Raw genomic sequence first — 11,750 nt, 5'->3', positions numbered from 1 at the left:
TTCGCTTTGACCGGCCGCTTGATAATCATCAATTTTCCGGCGTCGTCAGGCCAACATAGGCAGGACGCGCTTGATGTAAACGCCCGAACCCGATTTCGGTTCAATGCTCCGCCACCACAACAGGCAAGGGCGCAGGTCTCCCTGCGCCCGTCATTCACATTTGATAATTGCCAGGTCAGAATTCTTCCCAATTGTCCTGAGCAAGTGCCGCATTGCCGTGGAAGGCGGGGGTAGCAGCGCGCTTCGGTGCCTGCTTCGGCATTGCCGGAGCGACGGCGCGCGGCTGTGCCGGTCTGGCTGCAGATCTTGCCGCCGGTGCTGCGGAGCGGCTGAACGATGCTTCCACGGCCTGTCTCTGTCCATGCACGGCATTGCCGACATTGAACTGGGCGATCAGCCTGAACAGGTCTTCCGCCTCGGCGGCGAGTGCCTGGGCTGCGGCGTTGGACTGTTCGACCATGGCCGCGTTCTGCTGCGTGCCCTGGTCGATCGTGTTGACCGCCTTGTTGATCTCGATGAGCCCAGTCGACTGTTCGCGGGCGGATTCGACGATTGCTGCGACATTGCCGCTGATCTGCTGTACCTGGATGACGATCTGGTCGAGAGCGGCGCCTGTGCGGTCCACAAGGGTCACCCCTTCCTTCACCTGGGCTGCCGAAGCGGTAATCAATCCCTTGATTTCCTTGGCGGCCTTCGCCGAACGCTGTGCCAGTTCGCGCACTTCCTGGGCAACCACGGCAAAACCTTTGCCCGCCTCGCCGGCACGTGCGGCCTCGACGCCGGCATTCAGCGCCAGAAGGTTGGTCTGGAATGCGATCTCGTCGATAACGCTGATGATGTTGGAAATCTCGCGCGACGAGTTTTCGATGGCACCCATGGCGGAGATCGCCTCACGCACGACCACGCCGGATTGTTCGGCATTAGTGCGGGTGGTTTCCACCAGTTTGCCGGCCTCATGGGCGCGGCGGCTGCTGTCGGCAACGGTGGTGGTGATCTCTTCAAGTGCGGCGGCCGTCTCTTCCACGGATGCGGCCTGATCGTCGGTGCGCCTGGAAAGATCGTCGGAAGCGCTGCGAACTTCGGCGGAAGCGGCGGCAATGCCACTTGCATTGCGGGCAACGGTCGTCATCGCTTCGCACAGGCGCTGTGCCGTCAGATTGAAATCCACCCGCAGGCGTTCCAGAGAGGGAATGAACGGCTGCTCAAGCCTGCTGGCCAGATCGCCGGCGGCCAGATGGTTAAGGCCGTCCGCAAGAATATCGACATTGTTGACGCGACCGGTAATGTCGGTCGCGAATTTCACGACCTTGAACACCTTGCCATTCATGTCGAAAATCGGGTTGTAAGACGCCTGAATATGGATGATGCGTCCGCCCTTGCCGACGCGCTTAAATTCGGAGGCGAGAAATTCGCCGCCCTGCAGCCGGGTCCAGAAACCTCGGTATTCATTTCCATGAATGTAATCGTTGTCGCAGAACATCGCGTGATGCTGGCCGATGATCTCGCTCAGCTGGTAACCCACTGTCTGCAGGAAGTTCTCGTTGGCACTGAGGATCTTGCCCTCGGGCGTGAACTCGATCACGGCCTGCGCGCGGGAAACAGCGGCAATCTTGCCGGCATCGTCGGCAGCCTTCAGCTTGGCCTCGGTAATGTCGGTCGCGAACTTGACGACCTTGTAGACCTTGTCGCCACGAAGGACCGGATTGTAGGAAGCCTCGATCCAGACTTCACGTCCGCCCTTGCCGATGCGCTTGTACTGGCGGCGATCGAAATCACCGCGACCGAGCTTTGCCCAGAACTGCCGATAGTCTTCGCTTGCCGCTTCTTCCGGCGGCACGAACAGCTTGTGATGCTGGCCGACGATTTCTGATGCGGCATAACCCATCGCGGCGCAAAAATTCTCGTTAGCCGCCAGCACACGTCCACTCGGATCAAACTCGATGATGGCCTGCGAACGGCTCATGGCCTTGAGGATGCGCGCGGCATCCGACGATATGGAAAGAGGCATGTGTGAGCTCCAGATAATTGTTCCAGCTCAAGTCACAGCCGTCCGGGTTCGTGCGAAATGATTGTTTTCGCAACCGGAAGCTTAGTGTGTTGATCTGGGACCCCCTAATTGCAATTCTGAATTTCGATATTCCGCAATATACGCGAAACTAATTTCGAAGCAGTGAAGCCGAATTGCTGAATTAAAATTGTCCGACTAGGAGGTTTTACTGTCTGAAATTGTGATTTTATATCACTGATGGAGAAATGCATTATCGCACCGCCTCGTGGTGACGCTGCATTATTGTTCTGGACGTTAAGGTGTTGCCGATAATTTCCTGTCGAACCAAATAGATCTATTTCGCTACGGCCTCGAACACATCGTTCAGCAGCAGATCAAGCTTCTGCGGGTTCCATGGTTTTGCCAGCAAGGGCAATCCGGTCAGCTTCTGTTTCAGTTCGGGAAGCTCGGCATAGCCGCTGCAAACGATCACCGGCACGCCACGTTGCCGCAACAGATCGATAACCGGCAACGATGTTTCGCCATGTAGGTTGAGATCAACGACCGCACCATCGAGATGCATGCTCTCCGCAGCCTCCAGCGCCTGGTCCACCCGTCCATAAGGGCCTGCGATACGATAACCCCGATCGTCGAGAAAATCTTCCATATCCATCGCCAGAAGCAGATCGTCTTCGAGAAGGAGGATGGTCGGTTTTGCTGCGGTCTTTCGGGCTATCTGCACTGCGTCGTCCTGCTTGTCATCCAATAATGTGTCGTGCGGGAGGTGTTAGGTGCGGCACAAAGAACAGAATTCAAGAGTTTTATGCCGTTCTAAAGTATTCGTGATTGCCGCTGCCAAACTCTGCGATGACGGCTTGAAAGCGTTTCGCATAGGTGCGCGGACGATGATCCGTCACGCGGGCAAAACCTTCAGGATACGAATTCTGTCGCCGGGGGCAAACGCCAGGATGCCATCCTGCTCCAGTGCCGACAGAACCGCGAGTATCTCGTCACGTGCATATCCCGCGGCATTCAGCGGCGTGCTGATGTCCACGAGATTGATGGTCTTTTCCGGTTTGGCCTTGAGGACGCGAAGCCGCTCGACAAGTGCGATCTCGATCTCGTTGAATCTGCTCATGCGCCAATTTTATCCGGGATGTGGTTGGTCTGGTATCGTCTGCTTCGAGCGAACGCGGCGGAAAGCGTAAAATTTCCAGGCGGTCCTATCACATTCCTTCATCCGGAATGTTGAGGATGTGGCCGCAGGCCTTGCAGTGGACGGCGTCTGCATCATGACGCTGCAAACCGCATTCCGGGCAAGGAAATGTGACCTTGTAGGGCCGCACCACCGCCTGCGCGAGGCGCACGAACAGCGATATGCCGATGATCATGGTCAATACCGAGGTCAGCTTGCCGATCGTGCCGGGCAGGGTGATGTCGCCGAACCCGGTGGTCGTCACGGTTGCAACAGTAAAGTATAGCGCATCGACAAACCCCTCGCCGCCCGGCCGATCGTAAAAGAAGCTCGTATAAACGAAGCCGGTCATGACGAAGAGAAAGACGAGGAAGTTGATGACGGCCCTGATGACGTCGTGAACATCGGCGCAGCCGGCTTTTCTCAGGATCGTCTTGAACAATGCACTGTTGCTGATCGCCCAGAGCCGCATGATGCGCAGGAAGGCAAAGTTGAACAGCGCGGTGGGAAACAACAGCGTCGCCAGAATGAACAGGTCGATCCAGGTCATCGGCCGTTTGGCGAATGTCCAGAACGATGGCGCGGCAATCGCGCGTGCCGTGAGTTCGCCGGCGATCCACACCGCGATCATGTAATCGATAATCAGGTAGCTCGGGCCGCTTCTCAAATACGGGCCGAGCAGGAAGAAGGCGAGAATGGCGAGGTCGATACAGGCCAGCAGCGCCTGCCAGCGTAGCGCCCAGTTATCGCGCCCACGTTCTATACGCTGCAGGTTCTCCCGCAGGTGGCGGGAGCGGGACGTGACATTCTGGCCGGATTTGCTGGTGCTCATGCCGCCCAGATAGAGACTTCTCGTATGCGGTCAAGCGGCCATGCAAAAGCTGTCAGGTTGCCACTTTTTCCAGCTCCGATGCGCGGTCCATCGAACCGAGAATACGGCTCTTGCCGACATCGATGACATGCTGCATGGCGGCGATCGCCTTGGCCGGATCGCGCGAGGCGATTGCATGGGCAATACGCAAGTGGTTGCTCGCCACTTCGTCGATCTTTTCCGGTGATGCGGCAGGCGACGAAAGCTGGAACGAGATCGCCAGCGCCGCCTCGATCAGCGCGCTGGCGGAGCGCATGAACGGGTTGCCGGACATGCGGGCGACGGCGAGATGGAATTCGAGATCGACCTTGGCGATGGTTTCCGGCGTGTGAGACAGATCGTCGAAGCGCGCTGCAATGGCATAAAGCGCAACGATGTCGTCGCTGGTTGCGCGCACAGCGGCGGCGGCGGCTGCCGCAGGTTCCAGCGCGTTGCGCATCTCGGCGATGTAATCGATGAATGCGTGATCAATGCCGGCATCGCAGCGCCAGCCCAGTACATCAGGATCGAAGAAATTCCAGCTGTCGCGCGGCAAAACGCGGGTGCCGACGCGTGCCTTCGGCTCGATCAGCCGTTTGGCGGTCAGCGTCTTCATCGCTTCGCGCAGCACGGTGCGTGATACGCCGAAGCGGGCGGACAGATCGTTGTCGCCCGGCAGGATGGAACCCTCCGGAATTTCGCCGGAAACGATGGCGCTGCCGAGGCCGGCAACCACATGCGCGTGGCTGCTGCGTCTTTTGCGTCCGCTAATCGTCGTTTCCAGCAGTCCCAATTCATACCCCCTTCAGGCGTGCGATATCGATGCGCCTGTTTGAATACCAGATGATGCCGCGCTGCAACACGATGAACACAAAGAGCAGGATTCCAATGACGATTTTCGTCCACCATGAGGACAAAGTGCCGTCGAAAACGATGTAGGTCTGGATCAGGCCCTGGATGAGAATGCCGATGAACGTGCCGGCGATCAGCCCGGTGCCGCCGGTCAGCAGCGTGCCGCCGATGACAACCGCGGCGATCGCGTCGAGTTCCACGCCCACCGTCGCCAGCGAATACCCGGAGGAGGTGTAGAGCGTGTAGGCAATGCCGGCGAGCCCGGACAGAAAACCGGATGTCGCATAGATGCCGATCGTGGTGCGCCCGACCGGCACGCCCATCAGTTCGGCAGATTGCGGATTGCCCCCGAGCGCATAGACATTGGCGCCAAAACGGGTGCGCGCCGCGATGATGCCGCCGATGATGAAAACCGCGATCATCAGCATCGACATCGCCGTCAGTCGTCCACCGCCGGGAAAGCGGAAATAAAAACCCTGGATCGTATCGAGGAACGGGTGCGAGATCGGCACGGACTGGGTCGAGATCAGATAGGCGGCGCCGCGTGCGAGAAACATGCCGGCCAGCGTCACCACGAAGGGCGGGATCTGCAAGTAACGGATCATCGCGCCCATGGCGCTGCCGAACGCGGTGGAGATGACCAGAACCAGTGCGAAGGCGGTGAGCGGATGCAGGCCGAGTGTGCCGACCGTGACGGCCACGAAGACGCTGGTGAAGGCGATGACGGAGCCGATCGACAGATCGATGCCGCCCGACAGGATGACAAAAGTCATGCCGACCGCCGCAATGCCGAGAAAGGCGTTGTCGACAAGCAGATTGCCGATCACGCGGGTCGACAGCATGGCCGGAAACTGTATGGCGCAAAGCGCGTAGGCGATGATGAAGATGGCAAGCGTGGTGACGAAGGGAAGGTTGCGGCTGTGGATCATCGTGCAGTTCCCTTCACGTCGGTATCATTGACCTCGCTTCGTTTGGTCGGAGGCATGATTTCTGGCCGCTTGCGCCAGAAGCGCAGGAAAGCGGTCAGCGTCAGCAGTGCCGGCGATTGCAGGGTCAGCACGATGACGATGATGACGGCCTTGATGATCAGGTTGAATTCCGGCGGAAAGCCCGAAACCAGAATGCCGGTATTGATCGACTGGATGATCAGCGCGCCCAGGAGCGAGGCGGTGATGGAAAATCGTCCGCCATTCAGCGAGGTGCCGCCGATCACGACAGCAAGGATGGCATCCAGTTCCAGCCACAGGCCTGCATTGTTGGCATCGGCACCGCGGATGTCGGCGGTGACGATCAGGCCGGCAACGGCGGCCATCAGGCCGGAAATGGCGTAGACGAAAAAGATCAGGAATTTGGCCCGCACGCCGGCAAGCGTCGCGGCGCGGCGGTTGATGCCGGTCGCCTCGATCAGAAAACCGAGTGCCGAGCGCCGCACCAGCAGACCGACCACCATCGCCATCGCCAGCCAGATCAGGATCGGCAACGGCACGCCTGCAAAGGAGCCGGAGCCGAGGGCGGCAAATGTGTCGTCGTTGAAGGTGAGGATGGCGCCCTCGGTGATCAGCTGGGCGATGCCGCGACCGGCCACCATCAGGATCAGCGTGGCGATGATCGGCTGGATGTCGAGAAGCGCCACCAGCATGCCGTTCCACAGGCCGCAGATCAGGCCGACGCCGAGCGACACGAGAATGACGACGGGCAGACTGTAGCCCTGTGTCACAAGGCTGGCCGCGACCGCGCCACAGATGGCGATGACTGCACCGATCGACAGGTCGATACCACGCGTGGCGATGACCAGCGTCATGCCGATCGTCAGCAATGCCACAGGGGCTGCGCGGACCAGCACGTCGATCAGGCTGCCATAGATGCGGCCATTGGCGATGGAGAGATTGAGAAAGCCGGGGGCGACGGCGGTGATCATTGCCAGAATGACGACAAGCGCGATCAGTTGCGGGGCAAGGCGTCGCAGGCGGCGGGTGACGCTGTTCATCATGCGGCCTCCGTCCGGTTCGGGGCGGCAATGGCGTGCATGATGTTGTCGGCCGTCACGTCTGCGCCGGAAAGCTCGGCAATGTGCTTGCGGTCGGAAAGAACGATGACGCGGTGGGCAATCGCCGTCAGTTCCTCCAGTTCGGATGAGATGACGACGAGCGACATGCCCTCGGTGCAGAGTTTTTCGATCATTTTCAGAATTTCCGCATGCGCACCGATATCGATGCCGCGCGTCGGTTCGTCGAGGATCAGCAGGCGTGGATTTGTGGCAAGCCAGCGGGCGAGGATCGCCTTCTGCTGGTTGCCGCCGGAGAGGAATTTGATCGGCCGGTCGGGATCGGCGGGGCGGATATCCAGCGAGCGGATGAATTCGGCGGCAAGCGCCTGCCGCTGGCGCGAGGGGATCGGTTTTGCCCAGCCCTGCCGCGCCTGAAGCGCCAGCGCGATGTTCTCGGCCACGGAAAAATCGCCGATAATGCCGTCGCTCTTGCGTTCTTCGGGACAGAAACCGAAACCGTTGGCGATCGCGGCTTCCGGCGAGGTGAGCGAGATCTCGCTGCCATCCACCGTCGCCGTGCCGCTGTCGGCGCGGTCGATGCCGAACAGAAGGAAGGCGGTTTCGCTGCGGCCTGAACCCAGAAGCCCGGCAATGCCGACCACTTCACCGGGCCGAATGGCGAGATCGAAGGGCGAGATGCTGCCGCGCTTGCCATAGTCGTTGAAATGGATCGCGGCCTCGCCGGTCGGCACATCGCCTTCGCTGGCCTGATGGTCGCGCGTCACATGCTGCAGCTCGCGGCCGAGCATCATCGAGATCAGCTCCATGCGCGGCAGACCGTCGATATCGCGGCTGCCGACCAATCGGCCGTTGCGCAGCACGGTCACGCGGTCGGCCACCGCATAGACCTGATTGAGAAAATGGGTAATCAGAATGATACCGAGCCCGTCTGCCTTCAACTTGCGCAGCACGGAAAACAGGACTTCCACCTCCTGCGCATCGAGGCTGGCGGTCGGCTCATCGAGCACCAGGACCTTGCCGGACAGGTCGACGGCGCGGGCAATGGCGATGATCTGGCGGATGGCGACGGAATAGGTGGAGAGCAGCGCATCGACATCGATATCCAGCCCGTAACGGGCCAGCAGGTCACGCGATCGGCGGCGCATTTCGCGGCGGTCGGTGAGGCCGAAACGGCGCGGCTGACGGCCGAGAAACAGGTTTTCCGCCACCGTCAGGTTTTCCAGAAGATTGACCTCCTGATAGACGGTGCCGATGCCAAGCACCTGCGCTTCGCCGACATTGGCGGGAGACACGTCCTCGCCATCCAGACGGATCGTGCCGCTGTCGCGGCTGTAGACGCCGGTAAGGATCTTGATCAGGGTCGATTTGCCAGCGCCGTTTTCGCCCAGCAGCGCATGGATCTCTCCACGTCGCAGCGAAAAATCGACATTGTCGAGCGCGACATTGCCGAGAAAGCTCTTGGCAATGGCTTTCGCTTCCAGAATGTTTTGGGGGTCTGACATGCTCACCTGTCCGCACGGTTTTCGGGCGAGCGGCACGTGGTCAAACGCGCCGCCCGTCTTGCGTCAGTGATGCGGGCAATTCAGCGAATGCCCGCTTTCGTTATGCCTTGAGGGCAGGGATCAGTAACCGAGGCCCTTCTTGGACTCGTACACCTTCATCGGGTCGTCCTTTTGGGTGTAGAGCTTGGATTCGGTCTGGATCCATTTTTTCGGCTCCTTCTTGTCCTTCAGATACGCATCGAGCGCATCGAAGGCGGGGCCGGCCATGTTCGGGGTCAGTTCAACGGTGGCGTTGGCCTCACCCTTTGCCATGGCCTGAAAAATGTCCGGCACGGCGTCGATCGAAACGATCTTGATGTCGGTACCCGGTTTCAGGCCGGCTTCCTTGATCGCCTGGATGGCGCCGACGGCCATGTCGTCATTGTGCGCGTAAACGGCACAGATATCCTTGCCGCCGCCTTCCGCCTTGATGAAGCTTTCCATGACTTCCTTGCCCTTGGTGCGGGTGAAGTCACCGGTCTGCGAGCGCACGATCTTGATGTTCGAAGCGGCCTTGATGCCTTCTTCAAAACCCTTCTTGCGGTTGATGGCCGGCGAAGAACCGGTCGTGCCCTGCAGTTCCACGACCTTGCAGTCCTTGGAACCGACATCCTTGGCAAGCCATTCGCCGGCAACCTTGCCTTCATGCACCTGATCGGAGGTGACGGCTGTCAGGTAAAGATCCTTTGGCGACTCGATTTCGCGGTCGAGCAGGATCACCGGGATCTTCTCTTCCTTGGCTTCCTTCAGGACTGCATCCCAGCCGGTGGCGACCACCGGTGCGATCAGGATCGCATCGACGCCCTGGGCAATGAAGCCGCGGATCGCCTTGATCTGGTTTTCCTGCTTCTGCTGCGCGTCGGCGAATTTCAGCGTCACGCCGCGTTTTTCGGCTTCCTGCTTGGTCACTGTCGTTTCGGCCGCACGCCAGCCCGATTCGGAGCCGATCTGCGAAAAGCCGACCGTCAGCGAGGCTGCGGAAACACTGGTTGCAAGGGAAAGTGTGAATGCGACGCCAAGCGCCGCGAATGCTGTTCTCATCTTAAATCCTCCCAGAGATGAAACTTAGCAAGTGCAAAGCTAACTGAGCATATAGTCATACTTTTGCAAGCGGAATTTTCTCAAAAAAGTAGCATTTTGCAGGGCGTCCCTACTCATGCGGGATATAAACGTTTGAAATCGCCTATAATATCAGCGATGGCTTGATCAATTTCGATGCTTATTGCCAATTTCCGCTGCTTGACAATCCGAGCCTCCATCCAATAGTCATATTTATCGGCGACGCGTCACTATGGCGCAGATGCCGGGGAGTGTTCGGCCCTGAGGAGGCGCCGGGCGGGAGTGAAACACCTACAGGTGATTTGTTTATGCTGCGAATTCTTCAGGTTGCGGATGAAACCGGCACGGTGCGTGTCGTTGCGTGGGATGGTGAAGGCGAGGCGCGTGTGGTGACGGGTGCCGCCTCCACATACGAACTGGCCCGACAGGCCATCGCGGCTGGAAAGTCCCTGGCTGAACAGATCAAGACGTCCGGTTTCGGCGACGCGGTCGATCTCGAAAAGGCAGCCGCCGAAAAGCGTATTCGTCTCCCAATCACGCATCCCGATCCAGCCCATTTCATCGTCGCCGGCACCGGCCTGACGCATCTCGGTTCGGCCGATGGTCGCGACAAGATGCACAAGGCGGCGCAATCGGCGGAAAAGCCGACCGATTCCATGCGCATGTTCCTGATGGGCGTCGAAGGCGGCAAGCCGAAAGCCGGTCAGGAAGGCGTGCAGCCGGAATGGTTCTACAAGGGTGACGGCTCGCAGTTGCGTGCCACCGGGGAGGATTTGCAATCGCCTGCCTTCGCGCTTGATGGCGGCGAAGAACCGGAACTGGCCGGCATCTATCTGATCGGCGATGACGGCGTCACCTACCGCGTCGGTTTCTGCCTCGCCAACGAGTTTTCAGATCACGTCACCGAAAAGGGCAATTACCTCTGGCTTGCCCATTCCAAGCTGCGTCAGGCAGGCCTTGGCCCGGAACTGCTGGTCGGCGATCTGCCGGAGCATGTGGAAGGTACGTCGCGCATTCTGCGGGATGGCAAGACCGTGTTCGAAAAGCCTTTCCTGTCGGGCGAGGCGAACATGTCGCACACGATTGCCAATCTCGAACACCACAATTTCAAGTACGATATTTTCCGCCGACCGGGCGATCTGCATGTGCATTTCTTCGGCACTGCAACGCTGTCCTTCTCCGAAGGCATCAAGACCGAACCGGGCGACGTTTTTGAAATCTCGGCAGCGCCGTTCAAGCTTCCCCTCGTCAATCGCTTGTCCGTCGCCGCGGCGACGTCGGTCGACGTGCGCAAGCTTTAAAGGAAGACTGGAATGGGTAATATTCGTCTCGGCATCGTCGGGCTCGGCAAGATCGCAAGGGATCAGCACCTCGGTGCCATCGCTGCGACCGACGGTATCGAACTGACGGCGGTGGCCAGTCGCAACGCCGCACTGGATGGTGTTCACTGTTTCCGCGACATCGAGGAAATGCTGGCATCGGGTGTCGAACTCGATGCGGTCTCTCTGTGCACGCCGCCGCAGGGCCGTTTCGCGCAGGCCAAGGCCGCCATCGAAGCCGGCAAGCACCTGATGCTGGAAAAACCGCCGGGCACGACCCTGTCGGAAGTCTATGCGCTGGAGCGCCTGGCGCGTGACAAGGGCGTGAGCCTCTACACGACATGGCATTCGCGTGCCGCCGCCGCCGTCGAGCCGGTCCGTGACATGCTGGCAACGCGCACCATTCGCTCCGTTGCCGTCGAATGGAAGGAAGACGTGCGTCACTGGCATCCGGGTCAGGCCTGGATCTGGGAACCGGGTGGCCTCGGCGTGTTCGACCCGGGCATCAATGCGCTGTCCATCGTCACCCGCATCATGCCGGACAGTTTTCACCTGACGTCATCCGATCTGTCCTTCCCGGCCAACCGGGCAGCGCCGATCGCCGCCAGTCTCGCATTCGAAACCGCCGGCGGCATTCCGCTGACGGCCGAATTCGACTGGCGCCAGACCGGACCGCAGACCTGGGATATCCGCATCGACACGGCGGAAGGCTCCATCGTCATGACGCATGGCGGCAGTCGCCTGATCGTTGATGGCAAGCCGCAGATCGTCGAGGAAGACCACGAATATCGCCGTCTTTATGAGCGTTTCGTCGAACTCGTGCCCAATGCCGGCATCGATGCCGATCTTTCACCGCTGGTGCATGTGGCCGACGCCTTCATGCTTGGCCGTCGCCTCACCGTCGAAGCGTTCGAGGATTGAGATGAACACTCGATCCGC

General features: G+C 59.8%; 11 protein-coding genes. 2 read left to right on the top strand and 9 right to left on the bottom strand.

What is annotated here, in order from left to right; all coding sequences use genetic code 11:
- Positions 1–175: 175 nt before the first annotated feature.
- From AAIH70_RS12480 to ytfQ, 9 genes are all read right to left on the bottom strand, one after another.
- Complete coding sequence (locus AAIH70_RS12480) at positions 176–2,008, bottom strand: methyl-accepting chemotaxis protein (protein ID WP_132275395.1); 1,833 nt, start codon at positions 2,006–2,008, stop codon at positions 176–178.
- A 334-nt stretch (positions 2,009–2,342) separates the two neighbouring features.
- Entirely contained in the window at positions 2,343–2,729 is a 387-nt protein-coding gene (locus AAIH70_RS12475; protein WP_245519192.1) for a response regulator, read from the bottom strand.
- A 171-nt stretch (positions 2,730–2,900) separates the two neighbouring features.
- On the bottom strand, positions 2,901–3,125 hold the full coding sequence (locus tag AAIH70_RS12470; protein WP_132275398.1) for a hypothetical protein: 225 nt from the start codon (positions 3,123–3,125) through the stop codon (positions 2,901–2,903).
- 88 nt (positions 3,126–3,213) lie between these two features.
- Entirely contained in the window at positions 3,214–4,014 is an 801-nt protein-coding gene (locus tag AAIH70_RS12465) for a potassium channel family protein (protein WP_132275401.1), read from the bottom strand.
- A gap of 52 nt (positions 4,015–4,066) precedes the next feature.
- Positions 4,067–4,825 (bottom strand): FadR/GntR family transcriptional regulator, encoded by a 759-nt coding sequence (locus tag AAIH70_RS12460; protein ID WP_132275404.1) that lies wholly within the window; start codon positions 4,823–4,825, stop codon positions 4,067–4,069.
- A gap of 1 nt (position 4,826) precedes the next feature.
- Positions 4,827–5,813, bottom strand: a complete 987-nt coding sequence (yjfF, locus tag AAIH70_RS12455; protein WP_132275407.1) for a galactofuranose ABC transporter, permease protein YjfF — start codon at positions 5,811–5,813, stop codon at positions 4,827–4,829.
- Positions 5,810–6,871, bottom strand: coding sequence for an ABC transporter permease (locus tag AAIH70_RS12450; RefSeq protein WP_430034446.1), 1,062 nt, complete (start codon positions 6,869–6,871; stop codon positions 5,810–5,812). Before AAIH70_RS12450 ends, yjfF begins: the two co-directional genes overlap by 4 nt.
- Positions 6,871–8,394 carry a sugar ABC transporter ATP-binding protein gene (locus AAIH70_RS12445; RefSeq protein ID WP_132275413.1) on the bottom strand — a complete coding sequence of 508 codons (1,524 nt, stop codon included), beginning with the start codon at positions 8,392–8,394 and terminating at the stop codon, positions 6,871–6,873. Before AAIH70_RS12445 ends, AAIH70_RS12450 begins: the two co-directional genes overlap by 1 nt.
- Positions 8,395–8,514: 120 nt before the next feature.
- Complete coding sequence (gene ytfQ, locus AAIH70_RS12440) at positions 8,515–9,474, bottom strand: galactofuranose ABC transporter, galactofuranose-binding protein YtfQ (protein ID WP_112729724.1); 960 nt, start codon at positions 9,472–9,474, stop codon at positions 8,515–8,517.
- 326 nt (positions 9,475–9,800) lie between these two features.
- Between ytfQ and araD1 the strand changes: the two genes are divergently transcribed.
- Positions 9,801–10,793, top strand: coding sequence for an AraD1 family protein (gene araD1 / locus AAIH70_RS12435; protein ID WP_132275416.1), 993 nt, complete (start codon positions 9,801–9,803; stop codon positions 10,791–10,793).
- 12 nt (positions 10,794–10,805) lie between these two features.
- A complete protein-coding gene (locus AAIH70_RS12430) occupies positions 10,806–11,732 on the top strand; it encodes a Gfo/Idh/MocA family protein (protein WP_132275419.1) in 927 nt (308 codons plus the stop codon).
- Positions 11,733–11,750 lie beyond the last annotated feature (18 nt).

Source organism: Neorhizobium sp. BT27B (assembly GCF_050455485.1).
Lineage (GTDB): Bacteria > Pseudomonadota > Alphaproteobacteria > Rhizobiales > Rhizobiaceae > Neorhizobium.
This window is presented reverse-complemented; position numbering and strand designations above follow the sequence as displayed.